The 14,935-nt window shown below is 34.3% G+C and carries 11 protein-coding genes; 7 read left to right on the top strand and 4 right to left on the bottom strand.

Going from position 1 to position 14,935, the window contains the following annotated elements; genetic code table 11:
- Positions 1–127: 127 nt before the first annotated feature.
- From AC1VOR_RS21400 to AC1VOR_RS21385, 4 genes are read right to left on the bottom strand one after another with little or no spacing between them, the layout of a single operon-like run.
- Positions 128–2,098 (bottom strand): glycosyltransferase, encoded by a 1,971-nt coding sequence (locus tag AC1VOR_RS21400; RefSeq protein WP_482620901.1) that lies wholly within the window; start codon positions 2,096–2,098, stop codon positions 128–130.
- A gap of 24 nt (positions 2,099–2,122) precedes the next feature.
- Complete coding sequence (locus AC1VOR_RS21395) at positions 2,123–4,222, bottom strand: CgeB family protein (RefSeq protein ID WP_482620900.1); 2,100 nt, start codon at positions 4,220–4,222, stop codon at positions 2,123–2,125.
- A 12-nt stretch (positions 4,223–4,234) separates the two neighbouring features.
- Positions 4,235–5,476 (bottom strand): FkbM family methyltransferase, encoded by a 1,242-nt coding sequence (locus AC1VOR_RS21390; RefSeq protein WP_482620898.1) that lies wholly within the window; start codon positions 5,474–5,476, stop codon positions 4,235–4,237.
- A gap of 38 nt (positions 5,477–5,514) precedes the next feature.
- On the bottom strand, positions 5,515–6,795 hold the full coding sequence (locus AC1VOR_RS21385) for a nucleotide sugar dehydrogenase (RefSeq protein ID WP_482620896.1): 1,281 nt from the start codon (positions 6,793–6,795) through the stop codon (positions 5,515–5,517).
- A 198-nt stretch (positions 6,796–6,993) separates the two neighbouring features.
- On the opposite strand from AC1VOR_RS21385, the gene AC1VOR_RS21380 reads away from it, so the two are divergent.
- The 7 genes from AC1VOR_RS21380 (at position 6,994) to rfbD (ending at position 14,931) form a co-directional block, all read left to right on the top strand.
- Positions 6,994–7,617: a hypothetical protein gene (locus AC1VOR_RS21380; RefSeq protein ID WP_482620894.1), complete on the top strand. Its 624-nt coding sequence runs from the start codon at positions 6,994–6,996 to the stop codon at positions 7,615–7,617.
- Positions 7,618–7,638: 21 nt separating this feature from the next.
- Positions 7,639–10,557, top strand: a complete 2,919-nt coding sequence (locus AC1VOR_RS21375) for a glycosyltransferase family protein (protein ID WP_482620892.1) — start codon at positions 7,639–7,641, stop codon at positions 10,555–10,557.
- Between the two features lie 274 nt (positions 10,558–10,831).
- Positions 10,832–11,719, top strand: coding sequence for a glycosyltransferase family protein (locus tag AC1VOR_RS21370; RefSeq protein WP_482620891.1), 888 nt, complete (start codon positions 10,832–10,834; stop codon positions 11,717–11,719).
- Positions 11,716–12,459 (top strand): sugar phosphate nucleotidyltransferase, encoded by a 744-nt coding sequence (locus tag AC1VOR_RS21365; RefSeq protein ID WP_482620890.1) that lies wholly within the window; start codon positions 11,716–11,718, stop codon positions 12,457–12,459. The genes AC1VOR_RS21370 and AC1VOR_RS21365 overlap by 4 nt, the downstream gene beginning before the upstream one ends.
- Before the next feature lie 18 nt (positions 12,460–12,477).
- Entirely contained in the window at positions 12,478–13,026 is a 549-nt protein-coding gene (gene rfbC / locus AC1VOR_RS21360) for a dTDP-4-dehydrorhamnose 3,5-epimerase (protein WP_482620888.1), read from the top strand.
- A 13-nt stretch (positions 13,027–13,039) separates the two neighbouring features.
- Positions 13,040–14,062: a dTDP-glucose 4,6-dehydratase gene (gene rfbB / locus AC1VOR_RS21355; RefSeq protein ID WP_482620887.1), complete on the top strand. Its 1,023-nt coding sequence runs from the start codon at positions 13,040–13,042 to the stop codon at positions 14,060–14,062.
- Positions 14,059–14,931, top strand: a complete 873-nt coding sequence (rfbD, locus tag AC1VOR_RS21350) for a dTDP-4-dehydrorhamnose reductase (protein ID WP_482620885.1) — start codon at positions 14,059–14,061, stop codon at positions 14,929–14,931. Before rfbB ends, rfbD begins: the two co-directional genes overlap by 4 nt.
- Positions 14,932–14,935 lie beyond the last annotated feature (4 nt).

Here is a 14,935-nt window from a genome sequence, read left to right as displayed (position 1 = left end):
ATCTTTGTTAGTAAGTTTTTGATATCAATATAATTGACTACTTAAATATTCGTTCTACTGAGAATCATTGAATTAATCATATTTGACTTTGCATTAATTGCTAATATGTGAAATATAAAAGTTTTTCTTAAGTTTTTTTAAGATAAGCAGTTTCAATTAAACCAGAAAAATATCCTGATACTTTTTCTATATCATAATAAGTTGTTACAAAATTTGTCCCTTGAATACTGAAATTTTCGAACAAGCCATTCTTGTTTATAGTTTGTATTCTATTAGCCATATCTGTAATGTTGCTTACAATAAATTCTTTCGGATAGATATACTCCACCCCTGGCCAATTCAATAGTAAACCTACAGAACCTGAGGCCATTCCTTCAGCAGGAGCTAAATGAAAACTTTCAGGTTTCTCGTCTTCGCTTACTGATAAAACATATCCAATTGATTTAAGATACTCGGAACTATCTTGCCAACCTGAAAATATAACAGCATTTTTTAATTTACTATTTTCCCTAATTTTTTTATAAAGATCTTCATAGTATTTTCTTTCATTATCTAGTCTCCATAACCATTCTACTTCTTCAGGTTTTGAACCAATTATGTGGAGTTTATATTTGTCGTCATGTTCCAAAAGTAACGAGAGTACATCAATAGCCAAATCGATTCTTTTTCGCGAAGGAAGCCCGCCTATAACTGCAAGGTTATATTGTGTATTAGTTGAACTCGACTTGTTTTTGTTAAATTTCTCGACATCAACATAGTTAGGAAGTAACCTCATCTTTTCGTGCGGGAAATTAAATGTTTTTGAAAATTGCTCGTAATAGTACATACCGACAGTAATAAAAGCATCCACATTTTCAATGTTGATACTACTACCGAAGTTTTGAAATAACTCAAATCTATGCATTCTTATAAAAAGGACCTGGTCAGAACGTTTATTAGCTGTATACCAAACAGCATTCCCTAATAACCACTCACAAAAAACAATATCTGCCCACTCTAAAAGTTTAAGACTATTTTCTTTGTTATGAGCATCATGACCTTGCCACTCATCAATTTCAACTAAGTAATTTTGTTTCAACCAAGGAACTAATGGCTTGATGAATTTCAAATCATATCCATTTATTACAATGCGTTTTTTAGTACAATTGATAAATAAATTAAAGTCTTTCTTTAAAATAGCATCTACAATTTCTTGTAGTCTGGGGGTTAAATTCATGCTAGAAACAATATTAGAGTTTTTTGTAAGAAAATGATGTAGTTTTATAAAGTCGTTTTCTGGTATTTTTCCGTTTGAATAATAAAGAATACTTTGCAGAGCTGAGCGGAAGCCAACAGGTAGTCTCAGTGTAAAGTAATCTAAACCGACCAGTTCCATATTCTTCTTAGCTTGTTCCCAAACGTATAAATGGTCATTTAATTCCCGAGAACTATAGGATTGAGTCGAAGATAAGTTTTTCAAATCATTTCCTTTATAATAATTATAAATACATTCATGTATATAGCCTATTTTTGAAGCTTTAGAATAGCATGAAGTTAAAAATATTGTATCTTCTCCCATTCTAATTTGTTCATCAAAGGAAATATTATTTTTCATTAAGAAAAATTTATTATAAATTCCATCTATAGTAGTGCTTTGTTTTGTAATAAGAGCTCTTTTGAGTATTTTTTGCGTTAAAAGGTCTTCTTCATTGAGTACATTACTAAAGTTTGTTTTAGATCCATTTATTACACGAAGATATCCTCGAACAATATCATATTTTCCAGTGTTTATAGTAGTATATAGCAAATTGCATGTGTTTTCTGGAAGTGTATCATCGCTATCCAAGAAAATAATATAATCAGCATTTGCCATTTTTATTCCGTAATTCCTAGGTTTAGAGGGACTTCCAGAATTATCATTAAGTTTATAAAGTTTTATATTACTGTAGAAACTTGAATAAGCTTCAATAACCTCTAATGATTTATCTGTGGACTTATCATCAATGAATATAACCTCAATGTTTTTAAAATCCATAGTTTGATTTATTAAAGAGGAAATAGTATTTTGAATCCTTTTTTCTGCATTATAAACTGGGACAATTATACTTATTTTGTACAAATCAACACCAACTTATTAGTATTATTATATAGTTATCTTCAATTGATTAGGAATTGTATTATTCTCGGGAGTTAGAATGTTAAATTCATCCACATTAAATATTCTATATCCTATACGGTGTAGTCTATTAATAAAGTTCAGTTCATTCTCATCAAATTTATTGGCATCATAATATTGTAATACTTCAGAAGGAAGAACCGACGCAAATACAGTGCCATCGCTTACAAATTGATATTGTGACTGTAATGGATCCTTAATAGTTACTACATTCCAATCTAAATACTTGTAAGACATCATCATGTCTGCAAGATATTGTGGTCCATAATAATAACTCAAATTCATAAATGCAACAAAATCTGATTGAATTAGTAATTCTAAGTTGGTATATTTTGATATCATATTAAGATCTGTGATGACTATCGAGTCATTTCCATATTTTGTTGTCCAAAATGATGTTAAAATACTGTCATTTGTTGAGTTTATGATTAATATTTTTTTATTCGAATAGGTTTGATTAGAATAAAAAATTAATACTTCGTTGAGTTCTTGTTCATTCTTTACAGAAATAATAACTGTTACACTTAAAGAAAACTTACTTGTTCTATAGCCTATAGATTGCAGCAAAAAAGAAAATCTCTCTTCATAAGTATGGTTTAGTAAAACATATCGATTAGCTTTTAATCTGTGCTTTCGATAATCAAATGAGATAAAGAATTCTAATTTTTCTGGGTCTGATTCATCTCCTGACAGTAGGCATAGTAAATCACCAAAATTATTATATAGTCCCTTAGAGTAATTACTAATAATTAAAGTATTTGATGCCATCAACTCAAAAACTCTTCTAGCAAACATTGTATTGGAATGAGTTTCTGTATTAATATTAATAGCATATTTGGATCCCTTATAAGCTTTATCTAATTTGGTGTAAGGAAGTCTAGGTAATATATATTTATTATATTTCTCAGGAAATTTATGATTTTCATCAGTATTATAATATTGTCTGTCATAAATTAATAAACCAATATTTTTTTGAAGAATCAGATCAAAAATACCATCCATTTCAATACATCTATTAGCATGTTGACGATAGTAGCTCCCGGCGAAAATAGCATCATTTGTTCTTTCAATGGTTTCAATTGGGTTAAAATGTTTCGGTTGCACAGCAAACATTAGTGGAAAGACATTTTTATGATTAAATTCTTTTTTGTATTTATCAACACATTCCTCAGCAGTAGTAAAAATATAGTCAAATTTTAAGGCAGTATCTACAAAGTTGTGAATTTTATCTTCATAATGAGACGGATCTTCTTTGTTCCAGAACACAGTTTTTATTCCATTTTCTTTACAATATTGAAGTATTTCCAATAGTTCTTTCCGGTTTTCCCCTTCAAAATTTATGCTACTGTAAATTTTTCCTCTCCATTCTCTGGCATCAGGATCAATCCCAGTCCATACAGATTCACAGAAAAAAAAATCAGGATTGGTGTTTTCCAAAGTTTCTTTCCATGTACCAGGGCTTAAGTATAAAGCGTTACATTCTGGTTTTAAACTCTCAAATGTGAATTCATCGACAACCATAGCAACTGTAATATCCTTAGGATTAACTTCGCTATTTAAGTGATTCTTTCTTTGATTAACAGTCTTCTGATAAGAGAACTTTGGTTTAATCTCAAGCTTAGATAGTTTTAAAGAACCTTTTCCGCTGATTCTTAAACTTAGTCTTAATCCATCAATATCTTCAACTAAAAGTGTGGTTGAAGTGTTAAGAGAAATAGAATGGATATTTTGTTGATTATGTTGCTTGTAAGTGAAAATATAAAGAGCAGCCTCACAATTACCATCAATTAGTCCATGGAAATTGATATCAATCTCTTTGTAACTCTTTAAAAATTGTAAAACTTGATATTTTGGTGGAATGGTGAAGCTATTATTCACCTCTTTATAAGAAATATACAATACCTGGTCAGTATGATTTTCAACCTTACTTTCTCCAAAAATCACATCATGTGACGGGAACCAGTCATTTTCATTAAGGTATATTTCTATTTGATCTTGTCTTGTTTTTATATTTTCTTCTTCAAGATTTAATTCACGAATACGCTGCATTATTTGATTATTATCCAAACCAATAGCTACCTACCTTTTTCTGATTTTTTTAAAAATTCTCCAAAATTTTATACCGATTTTCCCAACTAAGGAGTTTTTCAATTTCATGTAGCGATGTTCTATTAATAGATAATGATCTTGTATCCTTTTAATTTCAAACAATAATTTTTTTTGTTCTTGAATGTAGTTTAATATTTGATTATTAAGATTATATTTTTCGGATGTAAGTTTATCTAATTGAATCTTTTGAACCTCTATTTGATTCTTTAGTTTATTCATTTCATTGTTGATTTCTGTAAATTTATTATGAATTTCGTGCAATCCAGTTATAATGTTGAAAGATAAAACATTATTTGATTCAGTTGTACTGGCACTCTCAGTGATCTGCAGAGTATTTGAAAAAATAGGATGAGATGCAATAGTTTCTAAAGATTTCACATAGTATTGTTCACTTTGTTTCCCGCTAGTACGTTCTGAAGAAATTTCTGTTTCCAATTTTTCAATAGTTTCCTTGGAACTATTAAGCCATTTATTCAAATTCCATTTTTCGCTTACAAGCTTATTACTTTCTTTAATGATATTCTTCTTAAACCTATCTAAAGTGGCGATCCTATTTTCTATTGAGGAACTTTGAATATAAATATGGTTGAAGTTTAGTTTGTCAACGATCTCATAATTTAGTTTAGATAAATAATTATCAACTTCGCTGAAATTATTATTTATCTCTATCCAAATAACAGGTTTACATTTAATAAGAGTATCGAACAAGCCTTTTAAAACATTTAACTCATCGCCCTCAACATCTATTTTAATAAAGTCTGGAGCGTCGAAGTTATGTCCATCTATGGGTATAACTTCAATATTCCCAGAAGGGCTATCTACCAGTCTACATTCTCCCATATTGGACATATTAGTTATTACCGAGGTTTTTCTGTAAGTATCGCCTATGCCCACATTAAAGAGCTCGATGTTTGAAAGACTGTTTTCTGTAATGTTTTTTCTGAGTAAATCAAAATTTACAGGCGACGGTTCAAATGAGTAAATTTTAGTTGCATTACAATATTTTTTAAAAAAAACTGTGTGATTCCCAATGTTTGCACCAATATCATAAATGATAGCATTATTCGGTATATACTCTGTAAACCTATCTAAATCATTCTTCTCATAATAGTCCTTGTTTGAATTTAAATTTGAAAAAATATATTCATTCTGTATACCCCAAAATATACTTCCATCAAAAAGTGTAACATTAGAAATATCAGGTGTTGTCAATACTATCCCTCCAATAAGGATTATTCTCCTTCAGTTAATTAATATATTGGAATTTTATTGGGCTTAGTAGAACTTCCTAAAAGATGAACATCGTAACCATATTCTTTCCAATGTTGATGATCTAACGAATTTCTTGTATCAAATAAAATTTTATGTCTCATAAGTTTTGATGAATGAAGCGGAGAAAGTGTTTTATAATCGTCATGATCAGTTAATAAAAGCAAAACATCTGCATTAAAGAGACACTCATCGTAAGTATTCACCTTAAAATTCCAATCTTCTTTTACGTGTGGATCATAGATGCTAACTGATGCAAATTCAGCAATTTTTTTAATTGCTAATACAGCTGGACTTTCTCTCATATCATCAACATTTCCTTTGAATGCAAGTCCCAAAACGGCTACCTTAGGATTAGTTATATCTTTCAGAAAAGATTTTGTTTTTTCTACTACAAAATCAGGCATACAATTATTCGTCGATCTAGCAGTATGAACTAGTTTTGCAAGTTCCGGAGCTTGTTCATAGATAAACCAAGGGTCCACAGCAATACAATGTCCCCCTACGCCAGGTCCAGGTCGATGGATGTTAACTCGCGGATGAAAGTTAGCCAGTTTAATTGCTTCCCAAACATTAAAACCAACTTTTTCTGCCACTAGGGCCATCTCATTTGCGAATGCAATATTTATATCTCTGTAAGTGTTTTCCATTAGTTTTACCATTTCGGCTGTGGTGGCATCTGTAGAATGCATATTTCCTTTTACAAAGCGACTATAAAGTTTTTTTGTTAATTCTACAGATTTATCATTAATACCGCCAATTACTCGATCATTATTTATGAGCTCATCTAATAACCGCCCTGGAATTACTCTTTCAGGCGAGTGTGAGACAAACAACTCATCACCAATTCTCAAGAGGCTTTTCGTCAAAATCGGAATAAGATGATCCTCAACTGTACGCGGTGGAACAGTAGACTCTAATACCACAAGAGCCCCTGGCTTCAAATAAGTTATAATAGAATTTGCAGCCGAACACACATAATCAATATTAGCTTTATTGTTATTATTAATAGGGGTAGGTACAGATATAATATAGGCGTCTGCTGTATTGGGAATAGTACCAAAAGTTAAGTTACCTGCAGTAAGTACCTCTTCAAAGATAGCCTGTAGTCCTGGCTCTTCAATGTGGAGTTCTCCTGACTGAAGTTTTTTTATTATATTGGGGTTAATATCAACTCCATGAACCTTCAATCCATTTTTTGCAAACGTAATTGCTGTTGGAAGCCCGATATAACCCATACCTAAAACACACAATGATTTCATTTGTATTACTCCTTTTAAATTAATCTTCTAATCTTTTATTAAGAACCTATAATTAGTATTCTAAGAGTGGATAAGATTAAATAATAATGTGAACTATAGTAATTCTAGGATAACATAAATCTCTATTTGTAATTCGAAGTTTATTGACTTTTCAATGATTTTCTAAATTCAGAAAAAGAAGGAGCTGAAATAAATAGCATGATGGAAACAAAACATGTCGTTTTTATTATAGAAGGTAACTTATTAATTTGTAATGACCTTAATAATTATAACTCGTATAGACTGGAGGAGGGTATAACTAAATCCTTAATGGATAAAATCCTTGAGGAGGGTTCTCATATCATCCTGTTTATAAAATTAAGGGAAGTTTTATTATATGATAAAATTGAAAAATATTTAGAGATACTAGAGTATGTATTATTAAATAGTTATAAAATAATTAACGGTTGGATGTTTTTAATTGGTAGGGTAAGAAAACGGACAGAGCAGAATAATGAAATATTCAGTGGGATTAATAATGAACTGAAAAATTTAATTGAGGAGTGTAGCTTAGATAATTTGAAATCATATAATGAGCAAGAATCTAATGTAGTAACTTTACTAGAAAAAAGTATTATTGATAAAAATTTGGAGATTTTGAATAGAATTAACAGCGAAAAGGAAATTCTGACCAAGTACAAGAATGATATACATAAATACAACGAATTAGAAGCTAAATTCTCTAATTTAAGCAAAAAGTATGAACTTCTAAGAAATTCTAAATTAGGAAAAATTACCTTAAAATACTGGAAATATAGGAAAAGAATACCAAAAGATTTTTGAAAATAGATGGAGGATTATGAGATGGATTTGGGTTTTATTGAAAAAAAATTTAAAGAGCTTAATGTATTGAGAGCAGATATCCTTTCTGAGATGGGTATTTCCGTATCAGCAACTGATCTTGAATATAAATTATTTAGTAGTAATTTTAAAGATATTCATGCTATGAAAGTTGCTTGTATTATGGACGAGTTTACTTTTAATTCATTTTCTCCAGAGTGTAATCTACAACAGCTTACCCCTGATAACTGGAAGGATGAACTTCAGGAATTCCAGCCACATCTATTTTTTTTAGAATCTGCTTGGGAAGGTTTGGGGGGATTGTGGAAAACAAAAGTAGCGTTTTTTAGCAATGAATTAATTGAGATTTTAAGTTATTGTAAAATGAGTGGCATACCTATTTTATTCTGGAACAAGGAAGATCCGGTGCATTTTAATACCTTTGTTTCAGTAGCTCGTTATGCCGATTTTGTTTTTACTACAGATATTGACTGCATAGGGAGATATAAAGGAATCCTAGGACATTCACGTGTTTTTTTGCTACCATTTGCAGCGCAGCCGAAAATTAATAATCCTGTTGAAATTTATCCTCGGGATAATAAATTCAGCTTTGCTGGAGCCTATTATAAACATTTTCCTGAAAGAGTCAGAGATTTAGAAAAAATATTGAATTTAGTCAGTGATGGAAATCAACTTAATTCTATCGTTATTTATGATAGAAATTTTAAAACTAAGGTGTCGGCCTATAAATTCCCCAAGAAGTATCAGAAATATATTTTAGGAAGACTAGAACCCAAAGATATTGATAAAGCATATAAAGGCTATCGGTTCAACATTAATATGAATTCAGTTAAGCAATCACAGAGTATGTTTGCAAGGCGAGTATTTGAGGTTCTTGGATCTAACACTGTGTTAGTTAGCAATTATTCTAGAGCCCTTAGAAATTTTTTTGGAGATTTGGTATTATGTACCGATGATATGATTTATTTAAAGAAAAAATTAGAACTTCTCTCAGAAGAAATATACTATGAAAAATTCAGATTGGCAGGTTTGCGGAAAATTTTATCTGAGCACACCTATAGACATAGAATGGAGTTTATTTCAGAAAAGATATTCGGTACAAAATCTAGTAATAACGAATGTAGAATTGCAATATTGACAGTAGCAATGTCTAAAAAAGATATAGAGCATGCCATTGCTAACTATATGAGGCAAACATACCCGCACACTCGACTATTGGTTTTGTCAGAAGTAAATTATCAAATCCAATCGGACAAAGTAATACTTATGAATGAATTATCAGATGCTTATAATTATATTAGAGAACACTATGACTTTATGGCCTTTTTTTCAAGCAATGATTATTATGGTAAAAACTATATACATGATATGGTTCTTGCAGTGGGAAATGCTTCTGCAGCCCAAGATGTTATCTGCAAAAATGAATATTATATATACAGCAATAATGAATTTTTAAAAATAAATCAAAATCAAAAATATAAAGCATTCCAAAATTCAGTAATCAGATCATCATTAATTAGAATTAGCACTTTTAATAATGAAGAACTTTTAGAATTTAGTAGAAATATCGATACGGGGGAGGTCAAAAGACAATGTTTTTCTATTGATGAATTTAATTATTGTATGGATTTTATTGGAGATAGATGTGATATTGTAGACGATCTCCCCCAAATAGATATTGGCTTGAAAATGAAGGATATTCTAGAAATAGTAACGCACATTCCAGTAAGAGAAAGTTTAAGTGATAATCCAATAAATAGCTATAATAGTGGTTGCTTTCTGAATAAGTCGAGAGTATTGCTAATAACAGATAACTACCCTGACTATAATGATTTATATAGATATGCATTTGTTCATGCTCGGTTAATAGAATATAAAAAAAACGGGTATTTCGTAGATGTTTTCAAGTTCAATGAAAAATACCCAAAAGGTTATTCTGAATTTTATGGTATTGATATTATGAGCGGTTATTTTGAGGAAGTATCTAATTTGCTAACAAGTTCAAACTACCAGACAATTTTAATCCATTTTCTTTCTGAAACGATCTGGAATGGAATAAAAAACCTTGTAAAGGGAAAAAAAATTGTAGTTTGGCTGCATGGCTCTGAAATACAAGCTTGGTGGAGAAGGGAATTTAACTATAATAATCAAAAAGAGATGGAGGAAGCCAAAAAATTCTCTGAGGAAAGAATGAATTTTTGGAAAAGTATTTTTGAATTAGCTCTTAACAAAACAGAATATAATTTCCATTTTATTTTTGTGTCAAATTACTTTGCAGAAAGCGTATTTGTTGACTTGGGTTTCAGACTACCTAAGAATATGTACAGTGTTATACACAATTATATTAATAGTGATCTTTTTAGATATGATCAAAAACATGCAGAGTTGCGTAATAATATCTTGTCGATTCGACCTTTCACTAGTAAAACATATGCTAATGATCTTACTGTCAAAACTATTCTAGAATTATCCCATAAATCTTTCTTTAATGAACTTAATTTTAGAATAATTGGTCAAGGTGAACTATTCAGAAGTACTACAAAATCAATTAAAAAATTTAAAAATGTGATACTAGAGGAAAAATTCTTGAGACAGGAAGAAATATCAAGTCTTCACAAGAAATATGGTGTTTTTTTAGTGCCTACGAGGATGGATTCTCAAGGAGTTTCTAGAGATGAAGCGATGTCCTCAGGTCTTGTTCCTGTTACAAATAGAGTAGCTGCTATCCCAGAATTTGTAGATAATAGTTGTGGGATGATAGTTGATTCAGATGATTACTTAGCTTTGGCTGACAGTATTGAAAGCCTGTATTGTAACCCTAAGTTATTTTTGTCATTGTCTCAAAATGCTGCTGAACGTGTTAGAAAGCAAAGTGGTTTTCTAAATACTATAAAAAGAGAGATAGAATTAATAGATTGGTAATTTATTTTTGGAGTTTAGTTTAGGGAGTGATCTTTTGCCAACCAAGTCAAAAATAGCCTACTTAATGCATGTCGACTGGGATTGGATCAAACAGAGACCACATTTTTTGTATGAGGGGCTGACCAGGTATTATTCCGTAGATTTAATCTATATTAACAAGGTGTACGACAAACATACCGGTAGCAACCGGAATTTCCGGAGTGTATATTCGGATTCCACTGTGCAGAAGTTGAAGAAGCTTCCACTGTCCGGACGAATTCAGGTTCTGAGACAAGTGGAGCGACTATTAAACCGGAGGGTATTTCAGTCATTAAATCAGTATGATTATATCTGGATTACATCTCCTATATTGTTGAATTTTATCTCTTTAAAATCTATAGAGCAAAAGATAGTGATTTATGACTGTATGGATGATTTTCTAGGATTTCATCCAGAAGTACGTGGGATAAATCTACGGCTTCAAGAGATAGAAATTCATTTGGTTAAACGGGCTGACCTAGTAATTACCTCATCTGAATTCTTAAAGAACAAGATGTTGAATTCATATGGAAAGTATATTAAATCCCCCCCCGTTGTCGTAAATAATGCAGTCAGTACCTCGTTATTAAAAGAAGTGACTGATTTTTCTTATGTTAAACAAGAAGAGAATAACACGTCTTTAAATTTGTTAAATCTCATGTACATAGGTACGATCGGGAAATGGATGGATTTTGACTTGATTTTGCGGGTTTTAGATGTAATTCCAGAGTGTATGTTTACTTTCGTAGGCCCAGTTGAAGCAAAAGTTCCTTCGCATCCTAGAATTCAATACGCAGGTACGGTGAAGCATGAGCAATTGTCTGGAGTTGCTCAAACAGCCGATGCCCTGGTTATGCCTTTTGTGCTAAATGAACTTGTACAGGCTGTAGATCCTGTTAAAATGTATGAATATATTTACTTTAATAAGCCCATTCTGGCAATTGATTACGCTGAAATGCAAAAGTTCAAGCCGTTCGTTCATCTTTATTCAGAAGAAAGAGATTTAGTTAATCTTGTAAAGAAAGTACGGGATAACAACATAGAACGGTACTCGCATATGGATGCGATAAATTTCTTGCAAAACAACACGTGGGAAAATAGATGCCAGGATATTGTTCGGATTCTGGAAGGAGCGTCTCAATGAAAGCCATCATCCTAGCCGGCGGGACAGGTTCCCGCCTCTATCCATTAACCAAAGTCACCAATAAGCACCTTCTCCCTGTGGGCAAATATCCCATGATTTTTCATGCTGTGCATAAGCTAAAGCAATCAGGTCTCACTGATATCCTTATTGTTACGGGCAAAGAACACATGGGGGATGTGGTCAGCTTATTAGGTAGTGGGAATGAGATCGGAGTTTCTTTCACTTACAAGGTGCAGGACGAAGCCGGAGGTATTGCCCAGGCTCTTGGATTGGCCGAGCAATTTGTAGGCACTGATCAGATGGTAGTTATCTTGGGTGACAACGTTTTTGATGATAATATAATGCAATATGTGGAAAATTTTAAGAAGCAGCCCGCCGGAGCTAAGATTCTCATACAGAAGGTTCCCGATCCGGCTCGCTTTGGTGTTCCCGAGCTTAAAGGAGAACGCATCATCTCTATTGAAGAAAAGCCTAAAGAACCCAAGTCGAGCTATGCCGTGACTGGCATTTATATGTTTGATCATCATGTTTTTGAAATTATTCGTAGTTTAAAGCCATCCGCACGAGGTGAATTGGAAATCACCGATGTAAATAATGCATATATTGAACGAGGAGAACTTACTTTTGACGTGCTGCGAGGCTGGTGGACGGATGCAGGGACTCATGCTTCGTTAGCCAGAGCTAATGAATTGGCCAAGGATTTGACCCTTGGTGAAGAATTTGGCAAACTCAAGCTATAGTTAAGGAGGAGTTTAGTGATGAAACTGACCTCGTTGAAGCTGCAAGACGCAGCTTTACTTGAACCGGTGGTACATGGCGATCACCGGGGTTTTTTTATGGAAAGCTATAATGAGCAGGTGATGCAGGAACTCGGAGTCACCTATACCTTTATTCAAGATAATCAGTCTTTATCTACAGAACCGGGTGTACTCCGGGGACTGCACTACCAGCTAAATCCTAAAGCGCAAACAAAGCTGATTCGTGTGCTCTCTGGGGCTATTTATGATGTGATTCTGGACATCCGTCATAGCTCGCCAACGTTCGGCCAATGGGTTGCAGTCACGCTTAGCGAGCACAATAAGCGACAATTGCTGATTCCTAAGGGTTTTGCTCATGGCTTCTGTACTCTTGTGCCTAATACCCAAGTTTTATATAAGGTGGACGAATACTATTCCCCGGAGCATGATCGTGGCATATTATGGAACGATCCAGCGCTGGCGATTGATTGGCCGGTAAGTGAGCCGCTGCTTTCTGATAAAGACCGGCATCATCCGACTTTGGCAGAAGCAGAAATGAATTTCGATTAGGAGGACTTTTCTCATGAAACTGCTTGTCACAGGCGGTGCCGGCTTTATTGGCAGCAACTTTGTATTATATATGTTGAATCAGCATCCCGAGTACCAGATTATTAACGTGGATGCTCTTACCTATGCCGGAAATCTGGAAAATTTGAAGTCTGCGGAAGGCAATGCGAATCATACTTTCCACAAGGCGGATATTACCGATGCTGAGGCTATGAATGAACTGGTCAGCCAAGGTGTGGATGTAATCGTCAATTTTGCGGCAGAGTCGCATGTGGATCGCAGCATCCTGGAGCCGGAAGTTTTTGTGAGAACAAACGTACTTGGTACACAGGTGCTTCTGGAAGCAGCGCGCCAGCATGGTGTTCAGAAATTCGTTCAGGTCTCCACTGACGAGGTATATGGAACACTAGGAGAGACCGGACTTTTCACGGAGGAAACTCCGCTAACGCCTAACAGCCCCTATTCAGCTAGTAAAGCAGGCGGAGATTTACTAGTTCGAGCGTACCATGAAACTTTTGGCCTTTCCGTAAATATAACGCGCTGCTCCAATAACTACGGACCTTATCAATTTCCAGAGAAGCTTATTCCATTGATGATCTCCAAGGCGTTAGCGGACGAAGCCCTGCCTGTATACGGAGATGGCTTGAACATTCGTGACTGGCTTTATGTAGAAGACCATTGCAGTGCTATTGATTTGGTCATTCATCAGGGGCGCGATGGGGAAGTGTACAACATTGGTGGGAACAATGAACGGACTAATTTGCATATTGTAAAAACCATTCTGGAGCAGTTAGGTAAGTCAGAATCACTGATTAAGTGTGTTCAGGATCGGCCTGGCCATGATCGTCGTTATGGCATTGATCCGACCAAGACGATGACAGAACTGGGCTGGAAGCCAAAGCACTCTTTTGAGACGGGGATTCAAGAAACCATTCGTTGGTACCTGGACAATCGGGAATGGTGGACTCGCATCCAATCGGGAGCGTACCAGGAGTATTTCGTTAAGCAATATGGTGAACGGCTGGGCGAGCGCTCATGAGAGTTTTGGTGACTGGCGCCGAAGGACAGTTAGGTAAGGACGTTGTAAAAGTTTTTGAGCAAGCGGGGCACAAATTATTGCCCACTGACCGTAATACGCTGGATATCATCGATCAGGAGATGTGTTTGAAGCTCGTCAAGCAGTTTCAGCCTGATATTGTTATTCATTGTGCAGCTTATACAGCAGTAGATCAGGCCGAGCAAGATGTTGACATGGCGTACGCTGTGAACGTGACCGGAACCCGTAATATGGTGCTTGCGGCTGAACAGGTTAAGGCTAAATTTTGCTATATTAGTACGGACTATGTATTCGATGGTACGTCTGATACGCCTTACCGGGAATACGACAACACGAATCCGCAAAGTATTTATGGCAAGTCCAAACGTGCTGGAGAACAGTTAGTTCAAAGTTTGTCCTCGTCCTTCTTTATAGTGCGAACCTCTTGGGTGTATGGACAATATGGACATAATTTTGTAAAAACCATGTTACGGCTGGGGGAAGAGAAGCCAGTCCTTCAGGTGGTGAATGATCAAAAAGGTTCACCTACCTACACGGTGGATTTAGCAGTTTTCCTACTTGAACTGGTTGCTACGCAGAAATTTGGCATTTATCATGCCTCTAACTTAGGAGAATGCACATGGTATGAGTTTGCCCAAGCGATTTTTGCAGAAGCGGCTGATATTCGTGGAAAGGGGTATCCAGTCAAGGTGGAGCCTTGCTCGACCGAAGAGTTTCCCCGCCCTGCACCACGTCCGAGCAATTCGGTCATGGATCACTTAAGCATCCGTACGAACGGACTACAGGATTTACGGCCATGGCGTGAGGGGTTGAAGGTATTTTTACATGAATACTTTTTAGATACAAATTAAAAGG

This window comes from Paenibacillus sp. 1SOY10 (assembly GCF_056836745.1).
Note: the sequence above shows the minus strand (reverse complement) of the source record. Positions and strands in the feature narration are given on the sequence as shown.

Excerpts from the sequence above, each read along its gene's own strand:
- AC1VOR_RS21365 (WP_482620890.1), top strand. The coding sequence starts at position 11,716 with ATGAAAGCCATCATCCTAGCCGGCGGGACAGGTTCCCGCCTCTATCCA.
- rfbC (WP_482620888.1), top strand. The coding sequence starts at position 12,478 with ATGAAACTGACCTCGTTGAAGCTGCAAGACGCAGCTTTACTTGAACCG.
- rfbB (WP_482620887.1), top strand. The coding sequence starts at position 13,040 with ATGAAACTGCTTGTCACAGGCGGTGCCGGCTTTATTGGCAGCAACTTT.
- AC1VOR_RS21380 (WP_482620894.1), top strand. The coding sequence starts at position 6,994 with ATGATGGAAACAAAACATGTCGTTTTTATTATAGAAGGTAACTTATTA.
- rfbD (WP_482620885.1), top strand. The coding sequence starts at position 14,059 with ATGAGAGTTTTGGTGACTGGCGCCGAAGGACAGTTAGGTAAGGACGTT.
- AC1VOR_RS21385 (WP_482620896.1), bottom strand. The coding sequence starts at position 6,795 with ATGAAATCATTGTGTGTTTTAGGTATGGGTTATATCGGGCTTCCAACA.
- AC1VOR_RS21375 (WP_482620892.1), top strand. The coding sequence starts at position 7,639 with ATGGATTTGGGTTTTATTGAAAAAAAATTTAAAGAGCTTAATGTATTG.